Source organism: Bacillus sp. AFS002410 (genome assembly GCF_002556365.1).
Lineage (GTDB): Bacteria > Bacillota > Bacilli > Bacillales > Bacillaceae_G > Gottfriedia.
Genome location: NZ_NUEU01000082.1, coordinates 158,533 through 174,678, shown reverse-complemented (window position 1 = coordinate 174,678; position 16,146 = coordinate 158,533). Strand labels below are relative to the sequence as shown.

Genomic DNA, 16,146 nt, shown 5'->3' with positions numbered 1-16,146 from the left:
ATTAAATCATTCCTACTAGCTCATTATAAATAGATAAATATTGTGATACGATTTGATTTGAGTGAAATCTTTCTTTCACAATTTCAACTGCGCGTTTTGAAATTTGTTTATATAACTTTTCATCTTGTAATAAATTAAGTGTATAATATGCGATTTGATCAATATCTCCAAGTTCACAAATATAACCGTTTTCACCGTGTTCAATTACTTCGGGTATTCCACCAACTCGAGTTCCGATACATGGTACACCACAAGCCATAGCCTCTAATAATACTAAACCAAAGCTTTCTTTTGATGAAAGGAGAAGTTTTATGTCACTCATTGAAAGCAATTCTTCAACATTTTCTTGTTTACCTAGGAATAAAACATCCTTTTCAATGCCAAGCTCTCTAACTAATTTACATAAGCTAGATATTTCTGGACCGTCACCTACTAATAGTAACTTGGAAGGAATTTCTTTTCGAACTTTGTTAAATACATCAACAACATCTTTTGTTCGTTTTACTTGTCGGAAATTAGATATATGTATGATTACTTTCTCATGTTCTTGAATTCCGTATTCAGCTTTTAAAGCTCGACAATTTCTTTTATAGTACACTCTTTCATCAATAAAATTATATACTGTTTGTATTTCTTTATCAGGATTCACTAATTCCTTTGTTTGACTTATTAAATCATTCGATACAGCTGTTACGACATCGGATTTTTCAATACCAAATTTAATTAACTCTGTTAAAGAGGAGTCATAGCCTAGAACGGTTATGTCAGTACCATGTAATGTCGTTACAATTTTAATATCATGATGAATCATTTGTTTTGCTAGAACAGCACATATTGCATGCGGAATCGCGTAATGTACATGTAAAATATCTAATTTTTCACGGTTTGCAACTTCAGCCATTTTACTCGCCAAAGCTAAATCATATGGTGGGTATTGAAAAACTGAATATTGATTTACTTCAACTGCATGATAATAAATATTAGGATACACTTTATTTAAACGAAACGGCATACTTGATGAAATAAAATGAATTTCATGTCCTAGTTCTGCTAATAACTTACCTAGCTCAGTCGCGATGACGCCAGAACCACCTACAGTAGGATAACATGTGATCCCAATTTTTAACTTCATTTTATCTCTCCTAAACTTCTTCATTTCTTTTTAAACTAACCAATCTGCATTTAATAGAATTGGTTTCTTACTTAGAAAACCTTCTCCATATGGAATGCCTACTTCTTTACCAAAAATTTTTTCTCTTGCAATAACACTATTTACATAGTCGTTTGTTAGTGGTGTTACTACACCATCTGGACCTTGCGTAAATTGACTTTCATACGCTTCAAGTGCTGCTTTTTTTATTTCAATTGTTTCGGAAACATCAACAATGAAATTCGGACGATGGAAACCATTGATCATATATTGGAAAACGTGTTTAACCTTATGAGCATCATGATTCGTATTTACATTAAATTTTCTAATGCCTGAAGAAAAAACCGCTTCTTCGATAATTTTTGTACAATTTCCATGATCAGGATGTCGATCCACTTCATATGGAGAAAATACAATACTAGGTTTTGTCATTCGTATTAATGCAACTACTTGTTTTATTGCCTCTTCTGACAAGTATAGCCCACGGTCAGGCAATGATAAATTAAAACGCTTTGAAACTCCTAAAATTTTGTCGGCTGCTTCAGCTTCTTTCCTTCTAATGAACGTATCACCATTTGATGAAAGCTCCGCCTCTGTTAAATCACAAATAGCAACCTTATACCCTAGTTTAGTAAATTTAGCAATCGTACCTGCCATTCCGATCTCAACATCGTCGGGATGTGCTCCAAATGCTAGTACATCAAAATATTCCACATTTCTCACTCTCTTTCAAACTAACTAAAAATTTTATGACTGCCTTAGCAGTTTGAATATGCGTAGCAACCGGGACATGAATATTTCACATAAATAATAAATACAATTTACATTCGAGTTCATGTGATTGTTTATTCATTTTACGAAAGTCCCGTTGCCACTATCATCTCTTTAGTCCATGATATTTTCTAAGCCGTATACTAGTTCTGAAAGTTTCATTACCTCTTCAACCGCTACCTTTACTCCAGACATAAAGGAAGCTCGATTCATTGAATCATGACGGATTGTTAATAGTTGGCCATCGCCACCAAATAATACTTGTTGATGTGCAACAAGACCAGGCAATCTAACACTATGTACTCTCATACCATTCATTTCGGCACCTCTAGCGCCAGTCTCTGTTTCAACTTCATTAGGATGGCCTTGTACTTTAGCCTCTCGAACTTCTTCAATCATTTGAACTGTTTTTAAAGCTGTACCTGAAGGAGCATCTAATTTTTGGTCATGATGTAGCTCAATAATTTCGATATCTTTGAAATATTTAGCTGCCATTGCTGAAAACTTCATCATTAAGATTGCACCAATCGCAAAATTAGGCGCGATAATACAACCTAGCTCTTTATTAGAAGCTAATTCTTTTAAATCTTCTAGTTCTTCTTTTGTAAATCCAGTTGTACCGATTACAGGTCGAATTCCATTTTTCAAAGCTAAAAATGCATGCTTTTTACCGATTTCAGGTGTAGTTAAATCGACAAGTACATCAAAACTTTCATTTTCGATACATTCCTCTAAGGTTTCATATATTTTAGCTTCACCTTTAAACCCTGGGTTAATCTTTTGAATTTGTTCTCCACCTAATTTATAATCAACTGCTGCAACCAGGTGAAAATGCTCAGTTCGATCAATTAATTGTAATGCTTCAGTTCCCATTTTCCCTCTCGGTCCAGCTAATACCACTCTAATTAATTTCTCCATTTTATTCTTCCTTTCTCGTCCAACGATCTTTATCTCTTGTATTAAATTTTTTCATAACAATATCATGCGCGTCTACTAAATCAATATTTAAACTATTTGCTAAACAAATCATAACAAATAATACATCACCTAGCTCTTCTTCAATTAGTTTTTCTTTTTCAGTGCTCTTCTTTGGCTTTTCACCATATGTATGATTTATTTCTCTAGCTAGTTCTCCCATTTCCTCAGTTAACCTAGCCATCATTGCTAAAGGACTAAAATATCCTTCCTTAAATTGGCCTATGTATGTATCTACTTCTTTTTGCATTTCTTTCATCGTTTTTTCGTGCATACTATTATCAACTCCTCAATTAAATCTTATCGAAATGACCACTTTTTGACAAATTATATATTATTTTACTTGAAAAAAATACAAGATATGATAAAAATAAGAGTTTAGGGTGATTTTAACAGTATGGAGGAAGTATATGTTTTTTAAATTAAAGTTACGCAATATCTTTTTTATTATTTTAGGTTCTGCAATTTTTTCTTTTGGAATTATGAATATTAATATTCCAAACAATCTAGCTGAAGGGGGCTTTACGGGAATAAATTTAATTCTTTTAGCTGAATTAAATATCCCAGTTTGGATTTCAAATCTGGCCTTAAATATTCCATTATTTTTTATTGGATGGAGATTACTTGGTACAGTAACGATGCTTTATACAATTATTGGAACAGTTGCAGTATCATTTTTCTTAAAACTATTTGAGAAATTTACTTTCAATATAGATGTTCACGGCGATTTAATGTTAGCTTCATTATTTGCAGGTGTATTTATTGGGATCGGATTAGGAATTATCTTTAGATTTGGTGGTACTACTGGTGGAGTTGATATCATTGCTCGATTAGTCTATAAATACAAAGGTATAAACATGGGTAAAACGATGTTTATATTTGACTTTGTAGTTATTACACTTTCTCTTTTAACTTATTTAAAAGCATATGAAGCAATGTATACTTTAGTTGCAGTTTTTGTCGGAGCAAGAATTATCGACTTTATGCAAGAAGGTGCATACGCTGCACGTGGAGCAAATATTATTTCTGAGAAAAATGATTTAATTGCTGCCCGAATTATGAAGGAAATGGAACGTGGAGCAACTTATTTAAAAGCAACAGGAACATTTACTGGAGAAAGTAAAGACGTTCTATTTTGTGTAGTACCAAAAAATGAATTAGTTCATTTAAAAAATATCATTCAAGATATTGATCCTCATGCTTTTGTGGCTGTAACTGAAGTTCACGATGTACTTGGTGAAGGATTTACATTAGATGAAAATAAAGTTCCATTACATCCGTAATTATTAATTCAATCAAAAAGAGGTTCAGGCTTAGCGCCAGAACCTCTTTTTATTTTTATGCTTTTAATCATCACTACGTGTCATACCAGTATAAATCAAAATTAATCTTAATAATTCTGCGACTGCTACAGCAGCTGCTGCAACATATGTCAATGCGGCTGCATTTAAAACACGTTTTGCATAAACATGCTCATTCGAATTAATGATCCCCAATGTTGTAACCTGTTTTAAAGCTCTACTTGAGGCATCAAATTCAACAGGTAGTGTAACAATTTGGAATAGTACACCTAGTGCTAATAAAACGATACCTATTAATAGTGCACCTGATAGACGAGAAAACATACCAATTAATATAAATACATATGAAAAATTGGAACTGAAATTCGCAACAGGTACTAATGAATGACGGAATCTTAAAAAACTATAATCATTTGCATCTTGAATTGCATGTCCTACTTCATGAGCAGCGACAGCCGTACCTGCAACTGAATAGCCATGATAATTTTCAGATGATAATCTAACTACTTTAGCACGCGGATCATAATGATCGGATAAATATCCACGAGTTTCTTCAACTGCAACATTGTAAAGTCCGTTTTCATTTAAAATTTTTCTAGCTACTTCTGCACCTGTTAAATGTGATGTAGAACCAACTTGCGAATACTTTTTAAATGTCGATTTAACTCTCATTTGAGCATATAACGGCACAATCAACAAAATTAAAAAGTAAATTAAGTAACTCATTGTAATTCCTCCAAGGAGTGAGATTTTACGATATTGTATATACTTTTAGAGAAATTTGTCAATCATTATGTTCTCTTCGTTTTTTATTCTTATTTCGATCACCTATATATTTTCTCCATCCAACGTAACTTAATGTCCCTACAATAATTACCCCTGTTGTAAAAATTGTCCAAATCGAAACTGGTGGAATAATTGAATTCCCTTGTTCAAAAATGAATAATAATTCACTTTGGGTCTCATCTAATTTTTGTTGAAAAGCAGGTAATGATTTTTGATTAATTCGATAGTCATCTAAAAAAGAAACAAGGGAGTTAATTTTTTTCACTTCATCATAAGGCAAATCCATTATAAGACTAGGATAGATTATTTCAAATTGATTCAAAAACTGGTTTAATTGCGTTTCATATGCTTCAGTATTCCCACGCTTATAAGCTGAATCCATATTTTCTAATGGTGTCATTACTGACTTTTTCATTTCTTTCCACATTGGTTGCATTGTCGTTTCAGAAGCATCAATCAATAATCTTAGTCCTAATACATCAGCAACCTTTTCTTGAGGGTCTGATCCATCGTTTTTTAAAGATACTAGCGCATTTTGAAATGTAACTGCAATTGTTTCTAACTCTTTAGGAGTGAAATCTTTATTTTTTTTAACTGACGCCATATATTTTGACTCTAGTTGCTCCAATAGATTAGCTCCATGAACGTAATCACCATCTTGTACTAAAGAAAGCGATTGTTCAATAAGTGAAGTTTCTTGATCTATTTTAGCGTAGCCTTTTACGGTATTAAATGAAAAGAAAATAAAAAAAACGCTTATCCCTGCAATTAATTTTTTCATCAAACCCCTCCCTCATAACTACTAATAATTATGAGAGAAAGGACAAGATTAGAACCCTTCACATACGAGCTCTTTTTTTAAAAATTAATTGATAATAAGCCAAAAAGATCACTAATATCGTTAACCAAAATGTTATTAATGCAATCCAAATTCTAAAATCAGATAGCATAAAGTATTCAGGCATTGTACCAAAAACATAGTCAAAAATCAGATCTTGTAAAATCCAAATACTTGCAACTACCAACTGCCACTTTTTAACTCTAAATGTCTGTGAATATAAAAGAGCTTGTACAGCCATAGCTCCATGCGAAAAAATTAATAAGTATGCAATCGTATCAAGACCGCCCTTAACGTAGAGAACCATACCATTCATTATAACAGCCCAAATGCCGTATTTTAGCAAGCTTACATATGCAAGTGCCTCAATTAACCCATTTTGCTTATTTAAGATGAATAGCAGCAATACAACGCAAAAAAATAACGAGGCAGTTGGACTATCTGGAACAAATATTTTTAACCAACTAGGAGTATAGGCAAGCTGAGGTATATACCAATAATATCCATAGGCCGTACCTAATACATTTATAATGAATAGGGCAACCATGTTTGGTTTTAGCCGTAGCAGACTATATAAATTCACTATTTCATTTCACTTCACTTTCATTTTGGTTAATCCACAAATTTATAACACACAAAGTTCACAATTTATATGTATCAACACGATTTTAACATGTTATTATTTCAATATACAATTCAACATAAAAAAAGAGTCGAAAATTCGACTCTCTTTTCATTATTCTGATTTACCTGCTTTTGCAACGAATTCAGCTAAAACCTTAAGTTCTGCATCAGTTCCTTTAAATACGCCTTTAGGCATATTTTGACCACCGTTTCTTGCGATATGTGCAATTTGATCAGGTGTTAAGCCAGTATTTTGAAGACTTGGAGCTGCTGCACCACCTTGAAGATTATCTCCGTGGCAAGATACACAAGTATTTTTTTGCAATAGTTTATATCCTGGATCTTCTTTATTTAATTCAACAAAAGTACGAATCTTACCTTGTTCTTTTTGTTTTTTCCAGTCATGGTGAGCTGCTGCTTCCCATGTTAAATAAATTACACCAGATAAAGCTAATAACATAAAACCAGTTGCTAATGGACGTTTTATTGGCTTTCTATGTGGACTACGATCTAAGAACGGAGCTAATAATAAGCCACCAAAAGCAATACCAGGAATTACGAATGCACCAATTACGTTATAGTCACCAGATGCATAGCTATATTTTAAGAATTGATATAAGAACAAGAAATACCAGTCTGGTAATGGCGTATAGCCAGTATCAGTTGGGTCTGCAACCCTCTCAAGTGGAGATGGATGTGCAATTGTTAATGTTAAATATCCAATTAAGAAAACTGCTCCTACCATCCATTCTTTTAATAAGAAGTTTGGCCAGAATGCCTCTGTTTTACCTGGATATTCAGAATAATCTTTTGGAACATTGGGTTTACGACCTTCCATTGCAGGTACACGTGAGTCACCTACAAATTTCATTCCTTTACCGCGATGCATGTTCTCCCTCCTTTATTTCGACACACTTTAGTCATTTTTTACTAAAGCCCCATGCACTGAATCTTATAGTGGACCTGAAATACCTTGCTTACGAATGATCAAGAAATGGGCACCCATAAGAGCAAGTAACGCACCAGGTAAGAAGAATACATGAATTGCGAAGAAACGAGTTAATGTTTGTGCACCGATGATCTCCGGATTACCTGCAATTAACGTTTTTACTTGCTTACCAATAAATGGTGTTTGTTCAGCAATTTGCAGACCTACTTTCGTCGCAAATAACGCTTTCATATCCCAAGGTAATAAATATCCTGTAAAACCTAAACCAAGCATTACGAAGAAAATTAGTACCCCTACAACCCAGTTAAGTTCACGAGGTTTTTTATATGCGCCTTGGAAGAATACACGTAAAGTATGTAAGAACATCATAACGATTACTAAACTTGCACCCCAGTGATGCATACCACGAACAATTTGTCCGTATGCAACGTTGTTTTGTAAGTAATATACTGATTCCCATGCATTTTTTATATCTGGTACATAATACATTGTTAAAAACATTCCAGATAAAATTTGAATTACTGTAACGAAAAATGTTAATCCACCGAAGCAATATACGAATGCTGAAAAATGATGTGCTGGATTAACGTGTTCTGGTACTTCGTGATCAGCGATATCTCTCCAAAGAGGCGTAATTTCTAATCGCTCATCTACCCAGTCGTAAATTTTGTTAAGCACGATTATTTACCCCCTGTATTTGGTTCTAATTTACCAAGATAGAAAGAATCACCTTTCACTTTTACCGCGTAGTTGTCTAGTGGACCAAGCGGTGGTGTACCTTTGATGTTTTTACCATCTTTAATGTAACGTCCCCCATGACATGGACAAACAAACTCGTTTGGAAAATCTTTGTTGTCATTCCAACCAACTGTACAGCCCAAATGCTTACATGTAGGTGATAATGCAACAATTCCTCCAGTTGAATTTTTGTAAACCCATGCAATGTGAGTAGCATCAGATTTAACCCAACCATCAACCTGCTTTACTTTAAAGTCAAAGCGTTTTGGGTCAGTTGTTAAATCTTTTACTAGACCAACTTGCACCATTTCTCCAGCTGCTTCTTTTTGTAAGACTGGGTCAATGGCAAAACGAGCCAATGGCATAAGCATTCCTGCTGCCATGAAACCGCCTACACCTGTTAAAGTGTAGTTTAAAAACTGGCGTCTTGAAACCTTTTCACTCATGAAAATTCCCCCCTCTATCACAAGTACTCCTGTACGGACAACAGCTATAATAATAAAACTAGGACACTTTCATAATATAATAACAAATTTAGAAGGTCAATAATATCCTAATAATAATCATAGTAATAATGTTGTTTTTATTTTTATCCCCATCTTTTAGAAATTAATGCATTAATATGTGATAATTGTTTATCTACTATTACTCTTTGTGATGATTCATCTAAACTATTTATGTTTAAAGTTGGTAACCATATTAACGATTCATCCATTTCAGATTCAAATTGTTTCCAATCAAAATCACATGTCAAATAGAAAACATGCTTAATGCCTTCACCTTTAAACCCTTCATACCAAGCCTTTAATCGGTCTATTTTATTAGATTCTTCAGGCAAATAAGTAAATTCTGGGGAAATCACAACTCTACCTTTATATGTACGTTCAATCTCAGAAGTAAGGATTATTATGTCCTCTCGTTGTTCCGCTAGAGAAATATTTTCTTTTTTCAGAGAAACGGGACAAAGTGGAATAATGATCGTATCGATGTACTCCAAATTTTCTAAAACTTGATTTAATTCATTCGTTGTCCATTTCATCAAAATTACCTCTTTCTATTAAAATAATTTAATTATAATTGTGAAATTTTTGTGAACAAATATCTATTTTCCATTTAACCATACATTACTATTTTAAGAAAGAAAAAAAGCCCTCAAAAATGAGGTCTTTTTCCAGGGAGTTGAAAAAAGAACATGTCTATAATTTAGTAATTTATTTCAAGTCAATGGAAGCTATATGAGGTTGAATTGCACTAATGGATTCTCGCTTCAATGGGGTAAGAATCGTCCTCCTTTGCGCGCCTGTGGGTCTTTAGCCTTCACTTTCCCATAGGAGTCGAGCAATATTCGTTCAAATAACTTCTACAAAATAAAAAAGCATGTAATGAAGAACCTTAATGATCTTTACCAATTGCTATAAATCGTCGCTTATAAACTAAACATTGAATTTGTTCTTCAATCAATTAGCATCATTTTATATTCACTCTGACAAAGATTAAACCAATTAATCCATCTATATTTGTATATACTGTTCATTTCTTTCCCTGGAACTTGTAGTAAGAGGCAGTGATAAGGAAGTAAGTGTCTAGACGGATGGTTAAATCATGTTCTGTGATGTTATCCCTATTCTTTACCATTCCTTCTTTATTTAAAAATGCTTTCCTGTATTCTGAAACAATTAAAAAGCCCCCAAAATTGAGGACTTTTTCGATTTTACATTAAGTTAATGAATTTAGTTGCTTTGTTAATTCTTGGAATAGCTTTTTGTCTTGTTGATCAAGCGCGTCATCGATCATTCTCATTAATCTGTCTTTTTGAAAGTTAATAATTGAATCTGACAATAGTTTTTCAGCAATAACGCGATCTTTTTCGTTACTATTTAAATTTTTTGGTATGTGTGGATTCTCTTCTAAAACTGAAACAAACATCGGGTATTGAAAAGAAGATTTAAAATTGAGCTGGATATAAATATCCTCATCCCTATTAAGTCGAATATCATGAAATGATTTCTCTGCATCCGTCGTCATCACATTTTGTTTATAAAAATGAAATGGAACTTCTTTAACACAGTTTGTCGACATCACTAAACCACGTGGACAATATTTAGACTGTTCTACGAAATGAACCTTTTTCATTAAATAATCATGGCTCATTAGGTAATTTAAAATCCAAACACACTCTCTTTGCTTCAACTGAAAATTACTTAGAAACCATTTTACAAAATCTTTCTTCTCATTCACAGATACAGGGGTTGCCATTATTAAATCCCTCCTCTGTCCTTTAAATTTGTCCCCTTTTCTGAATAAAGAAAACTACAGAATTTCATTTATTCTTTCAAGACGCTCTCTTACTTCTTCTTGTAGATATTCATCATCTACAAGTTTACTGTAAACTTCTCTTGCTTCTTGTAGTAAACCTTCTTCAAACAATAGGTCTCCGTATTCCTTTAAGAAGGAAATTTCCTGGTTAAAGTCATTATATGCTAGACGATATTGTTTTAATGCCAATTCATAATTTTCATTTCCATAATATGCTTTCCCTAAATCCCAATTAAAGTGAGGATCTGAAGCTCCATGCTCAATTGCTAGTTCAATTGTACCAATTATTTCATCGAAATCATCTTCTTCAAAATGGATTCCGACTAATAACTGAACAGCCTCGATTAGGGAAGGGTCATATATTAATGCTTCCTGTAAATGCTTTTTACTTGCTTCTAAATTCTTTAATTTACGAGCTAATTTCGCTGCTGATAAAAGACATTCTACATTCGTTTCATCAACTAGTAATGCCTTCTGTAATATGTCATAACCTTCCTGGATTTGTCCTTCTAGGTCATGGGCTTTACTTAACCATAAGTGTGCAACTAAATACTCAGGATCAAAGAATATGGCCTCTTCAAACACTGGGATACTTGCTGAGTAGCGTTCTGCTTGGAATAAAGTAATTCCATAACCTAATAATGTATGGAAATCTTTTGTTTTCTCAATTCCTTTTTCATAGAATGAGATTGCTTCTTCCCATTCTCCTTCTGCACTTAAACATTCAGCAAGTCTTAAATCTTTATTCACGCCACTTACTTCAATTTCTTCGTTAGCTAATCTTTCATAATACGGTATTGCCTTTTTATAATCGTATTTACTAAAATAATACTCACCTAATGCAAAATCTACTACAGGTTCATTCGGTAAAATTCTTTTTGCTTCAAATAATTTTTGCTCTGCTACTTCATCAAGACCTTGAACTTGATACAGGTCTGCCATTAATAATAGCGATTGAACGTAACACTCACTATCTTCTTTAATTGCTAGTAAGGTTTCTAAAGCTTCATCTTCTAAATCAAGGTCCAATAAAATTTCTGCGTACATTATTTTAAGCTCATCGTCGTCATCATATAGATAAACTAAATCTTCGATAATACTTTTCGCATCTTCAATTAACCCTAAAGATTGAAAGACTAGAGCAGCTTCGTATTTTTCTTCGTCAGTTGCCGTTTTTATACTCTTTTTTAATAATTCTAATCCTTTTTCGGTATGACCGTTCTCAATTAATTGAACAGATTCATATAAACTCATTCTTACACCTCGTATGACTACTTTATTAATTCATTTAATTGCTCTTTAAAATTCGGAAAAGATACCGCTATACACTCCGTGTTTTCGATTATTGTATCACCTTTTGCAAGTAGTGCAGCGATTGAAAGCATCATTCCCATTCGATGGTCTCCATGTGAATTTACATTTGCACCTATTAAAGAACTATTTCCTTGTATAATCATACCATCTTTTGTTGCTTCAATGCTTACACCAAGATTTGTAAGTTCTGTTACAACTGTTTGGATACGATCAGTTTCCTTAACTCGTAATTCTTCAGCATCCTTAATAATTGTCTCACCGTCTGCTAATGCCGCTGCTAATGCTAAAATAGGTAACTCATCGATACATGTTGGGATTTCAGCACCACCGATGATAGTAGATTTTAAATCGGATGATTTCACTCTTATATTAGCGATTGGTTCTCCGTTTACTACTTTTTCATCCTCTAGGGTAATATTAGCTCCCATTCTTTCTAAAACGGTTAAAATGCCAATTCTAGTTGGATTTACGCCGACATTCTTTAATAAGATCTCGCTATTTGGAATGATCGACCCTGCTACTAAGAAAAATGCTGCAGATGAGATATCACCAGGTACAGTAACATCTGTTGCAATTAATTCTTGATTACCGTCAATTGAAACGGCATTTCCGTCTACAACTAATTCACAGCCAAATGCCTTTAACATTCTTTCAGTATGGTCACGAGACTTTTCTGGTTCAGTTACAACAGTTGTTCCGTTTGCAAATAACCCCGCTAGTAAAATTGAAGATTTAACTTGTGCACTTGAAACAGGAGAATCATATGAAATACTATTTAGTGAACCACCTCTTATAGAAATAGGTGTATATGTAGCATCCTCACGTCCATCTATAGAAGTTCCCATCATTTTTAAAGGTTTTGTAACCCGTTTCATTGGTCTTTTCCCAATTGATTCATCACCAATAATAACTGAATGGAATGGTAAACCACTTAATATTCCCATCATTAATCGTGCTGTTGTCCCCGAGTTACCTACATCAAGTACTGCATTTGGCTCTTTTAATGCTTCAATTCCTTTGCCATAAACAATTACTTCATCTTCTGTTACTTCGATTTGTACACCTAATTTTCTAAAACAAGCAATCGTACTTAAACAATCTTCACCTAATAGAAAGTTAGTTATTTTTGTCGTCCCTTTCGCTAATGAACCAAACATAATTGCCCTATGAGATATTGATTTATCTCCCGGAATTATCACATCACCAACTAAACGGATTTTTTCTAATTGAGAATTTCTCATCGTAGCCACCTTTTCTAACCTTTCTATATGTAATTACATTCCATTTTTTATTAAATCAAACCTTTTTTTTCTCCTAAATTCTATTCGACGAATTGTCCCATGTTTTTCATTCTAATTTAGAAAAAGAAAATGATATTTTGATTTATAAATGATCAAAACACCATTTTCATGTAAGGATTATGAAAGTATTTGCTTTAAAAAACAATCTAAATTCTCTTTAATAAACTCTTCCTCTAATTCACAAGTTACTGGATTTCCATAGTTCTTTAATAATATATATTTTATTTTCAAATCTATATTTTTCTTATCTTGTTTCATTAGATTAACAATCAATTCTATTTCTAGATTTGAATATACAGGATATTCTAATTGTTTATACCATCTTAAAATCTCATCATATTTTAAATCGATTTTAAAATATTGTTCACTTAAATATATTGAAAATAAGGTCCCAAACGCAATTGCTTCACCATGAGTAGTTTTTGCGTAGCCTAAATAAGCTTCAATAGCGTGTCCAAGTGTATGGCCTAAGTTTAAAAATGCTCTTTCTCCATTTTCTCTTTCATCCTTAGATACAATTTCGTTTTTCACACTTATTCCCATCGTCACACACTTTTCAATTAATTCAGCATCTAAATTTTCAAGAGAATGGATATACTCCATTAACCAATTCAAATTTTCGATAGAAGAAATCATAGCCTCTTTACTAACTTCAGCAAAACCTGATCTCCATTCCTCAATTGGCAATGTAGTTAAAAAATTCAATTCATACAATACTAGTTCTGGCTGATAAAACGCACCAACGATATTTTTAGCTTTCGGAAGGTTTATGGCAACTTTACCACCAATCGCACTATCGTGAGCTAATAATGTTGTAGGCATTTGAATAAATCGAATACCTCGCATATATGTAGCCGCTACGAACCCTGCTAAATCACCAACTACTCCCCCACCTAATGCTAAAATTAAACTATTACGATCTAACTGAATATCAAAGCAATAGGTTAAACAATCTTCATAAATGGCAAAGCTTTTACTTTTTTCACCATGAGGGATGACATACTGTTCTACAGTATTAACATGAAGACAATTTTGTTTTACTTCCTCCAAATAATACGGTGCAACTTGATCATCAGTAATAATCAATATTTTTGAAACTTTAGGTACAAGGCTTTCAAGCTTCGACTGTAAATGACTTAATACCCCGTACCCAATACATACATCGTATTGTTTAGAGCTTGTTTTTACAGTGATCACATTCATTAAAACTTCCTCGCATACTCACGGAAATCTTCAATATTGCGTTTTAATCGCTCAAGTTGATCTGATTCAAATTGTTCGATAATCGCTTTTGCAACTTCCCATGCTACGATATGCTCAGCAACTACTGACGCTGCTGGAACCGCACAGCTATCTGATCGTTCGATACTTGCTTCATATACTTCTTTTGTTTCGATATCAACGCTCTGTAATGGCTTATAAAGCGTTGGAATAGGCTTCATTACAGCTCGAACGACAATTGGCATGCCAGTTGTCATACCGCCCTCAAAACCTCCTGCACGGTTCGATAATCGATAATAGCCTTTTTCCTCAGAATATGCTATTTCATCATGTACTTCACTTCCAGGTATTGAACCGGCTTGAAAACCAATACCAAACTCTACCCCTTTAAAGGCGTTAATACTTACAATAGCACCTGCAATTTTTGAATCTAGTTTTCGGTCATAATGTACGTAACTACCAACACCAGCTGGCATACCCTCAACGACTACTTCAACGATTCCACCTACTGAATCACCATTTTGCTTAGCATCATCAATTAATGCTTTCATATTTTCTGTTGCTTCTGAGTCTATACATCTAACTTCAGAGTTTTCAGCACGATTATGTAAGTCTTCAACATTTTTATATTCTATGTTTTTCGCTTTAACTCCACCAATTTCAATTACATGGCTTGCAATTGTGATCCCTAGTTCACTTAACAATTTTTTTGCGACTGCCCCAGCTGCAACACGTACAGTAGTTTCACGAGCCGAAGAACGCTCCAATACATTTCGAACATCTCTAAAGCCGTATTTAATTGCACCATTTAAATCTGCGTGACCAGGTCTTGGTTTTGTAATGCTTCTTTTTCCTTCATATTCAAGATCTTCTAAAGGTTCAGCACCCATAATATTCGTCCAATGTTTAAAGTCGTTATTTTCAACAACTAAAGCGATTGGAGAGCCAAGTGTATAACCATGTCGAACACCGCTAGTAATTTGAGCAGTATCCTTCTCAATTTGCATTCTTCGCCCTCTTCCATATCCACCTTGACGTCTACGAAGTTCACTATTAATTTCTTCTGCTAAAATTGGTAATCCTGCTGGAACGCCTTCAATAATAGTTGTTAATTGTGGACCATGAGATTCACCAGCTGTTAAATAACGCATGTCAACACCTTCTCTTTATGTAAGTTTAAAATTATTAGTTACTACTATACCACAACCTATTTGGAATTTAACATAAAAAAAGGACGATAAAATGGCACTTTTTTTGATTTTTTGTAAAAATTTGTTTCTTTTGATGTAAAAATGGTTTTTCTGTACAGAATTTTTGTTCAATTTCTTAAACTAAATTTTATGACAAATAAAAAAAGCTAGCACGGGGCTAGCTTCTTTATTTCAATATTAAAGATTAGTATACCCACTCTGTAATAAGCTTAGAGTATTCAACTAATTCGTTTTGATTGAAGAAAATACCGATTTCACGCTCAGCGCTTACAGGTGAATCTGAACCGTGAATAATGTTTTTGCCTACAGTTGCAGCATACTCACCACGGATTGTTCCTGGAGCTGAATCTTTAGGGTTAGTTGCTCCCATCATTTGACGCGCGGTAGCGATTACATTTTCGCCTTCCCAAACCATAGCAAATACTGGGCTTGAAGTGATGAAGTCTACTAATTCACCAAAGAAAGGACGCTCTTTGTGCTCAGCATAGTGAGTTTCAGCTTGTTCTTTGCTCACTTGCATTAATTTAGCTCCAACTAATTGGAAACCTTTTTTTTCAAAACGTGAAACGATTTCACCAATTAAGTTACGTTGTACACCATCAGGTTTTACCATTAAATAAGTTCTTTCCATTATGCTCTACCTCACTTGAT

Annotated in this window: 18 protein-coding genes; 1 reads left to right on the top strand and 17 read right to left on the bottom strand. The window is 33.6% G+C overall.

All coding sequences use genetic code 11. The annotated features are described in order from the left end of the window. Position 1: 1 nt before the first annotated feature. The 4 genes from bshA to CN692_RS20935 all read right to left on the bottom strand — a co-directional run bounded on the left by bshA (position 2) and on the right by CN692_RS20935 (position 3,170). The gene (gene bshA, locus CN692_RS20950; protein WP_098121057.1) at positions 2-1,132 is read right to left on the bottom strand and encodes an N-acetyl-alpha-D-glucosaminyl L-malate synthase BshA; all 1,131 of its coding nucleotides are present in this window, start codon (positions 1,130-1,132) and stop codon (positions 2-4) included. A 30-nt stretch (positions 1,133-1,162) separates the two neighbouring features. After that, positions 1,163-1,864, bottom strand: a complete 702-nt coding sequence (bshB1, locus tag CN692_RS20945; protein ID WP_142317560.1) for a bacillithiol biosynthesis deacetylase BshB1 — start codon at positions 1,862-1,864, stop codon at positions 1,163-1,165. Between the two features lie 171 nt (positions 1,865-2,035). Beyond that, positions 2,036-2,839: a 4-hydroxy-tetrahydrodipicolinate reductase gene (gene dapB, locus CN692_RS20940; RefSeq protein WP_098121056.1), complete on the bottom strand. Its 804-nt coding sequence runs from the start codon at positions 2,837-2,839 to the stop codon at positions 2,036-2,038. Between the two features lies 1 nt (position 2,840). Beyond that, positions 2,841-3,170, bottom strand: coding sequence for a nucleotide pyrophosphohydrolase (locus CN692_RS20935; RefSeq protein WP_098121055.1), 330 nt, complete (start codon positions 3,168-3,170; stop codon positions 2,841-2,843). Positions 3,171-3,306: 136 nt separating this feature from the next. On the opposite strand from CN692_RS20935, the gene CN692_RS20930 reads away from it, so the two are divergent. Beyond that, positions 3,307-4,179, top strand: coding sequence for a YitT family protein (locus tag CN692_RS20930; RefSeq protein WP_098121054.1), 873 nt, complete (start codon positions 3,307-3,309; stop codon positions 4,177-4,179). A 63-nt stretch (positions 4,180-4,242) separates the two neighbouring features. On the opposite strand, the gene CN692_RS20925 is transcribed toward CN692_RS20930, so the two are convergent. The 13 genes from CN692_RS20925 to ndk form a co-directional block, all read right to left on the bottom strand. Beyond that, positions 4,243-4,923, bottom strand: coding sequence for a zinc metallopeptidase (locus tag CN692_RS20925; protein ID WP_098121053.1), 681 nt, complete (start codon positions 4,921-4,923; stop codon positions 4,243-4,245). Positions 4,924-4,981: 58 nt separating this feature from the next. Continuing rightward, entirely contained in the window at positions 4,982-5,764 is a 783-nt protein-coding gene (locus tag CN692_RS20920; protein ID WP_098121052.1) for a sporulation protein YpjB, read from the bottom strand. Positions 5,765-5,822: 58 nt separating this feature from the next. Next, positions 5,823-6,368, bottom strand: coding sequence for a DUF1405 domain-containing protein (locus CN692_RS20915; protein ID WP_098121117.1), 546 nt, complete (start codon positions 6,366-6,368; stop codon positions 5,823-5,825). Positions 6,369-6,557: 189 nt separating this feature from the next. Further along, positions 6,558-7,334: a menaquinol-cytochrome c reductase cytochrome b/c subunit gene (locus CN692_RS20910; protein WP_098121051.1), complete on the bottom strand. Its 777-nt coding sequence runs from the start codon at positions 7,332-7,334 to the stop codon at positions 6,558-6,560. A gap of 63 nt (positions 7,335-7,397) precedes the next feature. Further along, positions 7,398-8,072 carry a menaquinol-cytochrome c reductase cytochrome b subunit gene (gene qcrB, locus CN692_RS20905; RefSeq protein ID WP_056466653.1) on the bottom strand — a complete coding sequence of 225 codons (675 nt, stop codon included), beginning with the start codon at positions 8,070-8,072 and terminating at the stop codon, positions 7,398-7,400. Positions 8,073-8,074: 2 nt separating this feature from the next. Beyond that, positions 8,075-8,578, bottom strand: coding sequence for a ubiquinol-cytochrome c reductase iron-sulfur subunit (locus CN692_RS20900; RefSeq protein ID WP_098121050.1), 504 nt, complete (start codon positions 8,576-8,578; stop codon positions 8,075-8,077). A 143-nt stretch (positions 8,579-8,721) separates the two neighbouring features. Beyond that, positions 8,722-9,171, bottom strand: coding sequence for a DUF2487 family protein (locus CN692_RS20895; protein WP_098121049.1), 450 nt, complete (start codon positions 9,169-9,171; stop codon positions 8,722-8,724). A gap of 677 nt (positions 9,172-9,848) precedes the next feature. Then, positions 9,849-10,388, bottom strand: a complete 540-nt coding sequence (locus CN692_RS20890; RefSeq protein WP_098121048.1) for a ReoY family proteolytic degradation factor — start codon at positions 10,386-10,388, stop codon at positions 9,849-9,851. Positions 10,389-10,442: 54 nt separating this feature from the next. Further along, a complete protein-coding gene (locus CN692_RS20885) occupies positions 10,443-11,702 on the bottom strand; it encodes a tetratricopeptide repeat protein (RefSeq protein WP_098121047.1) in 1,260 nt (419 codons plus the stop codon). A gap of 17 nt (positions 11,703-11,719) precedes the next feature. Beyond that, a complete protein-coding gene (gene aroA / locus CN692_RS20880; RefSeq protein ID WP_098121046.1) occupies positions 11,720-13,003 on the bottom strand; it encodes a 3-phosphoshikimate 1-carboxyvinyltransferase in 1,284 nt (427 codons plus the stop codon). A gap of 177 nt (positions 13,004-13,180) precedes the next feature. Then, positions 13,181-14,266 (bottom strand): 3-dehydroquinate synthase, encoded by a 1,086-nt coding sequence (gene aroB, locus CN692_RS20875; RefSeq protein WP_098121045.1) that lies wholly within the window; start codon positions 14,264-14,266, stop codon positions 13,181-13,183. After that, on the bottom strand, positions 14,266-15,435 hold the full coding sequence (gene aroC, locus CN692_RS20870) for a chorismate synthase (protein WP_098121044.1): 1,170 nt from the start codon (positions 15,433-15,435) through the stop codon (positions 14,266-14,268). Before aroC ends, aroB begins: the two co-directional genes overlap by 1 nt. A gap of 244 nt (positions 15,436-15,679) precedes the next feature. Beyond that, on the bottom strand, positions 15,680-16,126 hold the full coding sequence (gene ndk / locus CN692_RS20865) for a nucleoside-diphosphate kinase (protein WP_098121043.1): 447 nt from the start codon (positions 16,124-16,126) through the stop codon (positions 15,680-15,682). Positions 16,127-16,146 lie beyond the last annotated feature (20 nt).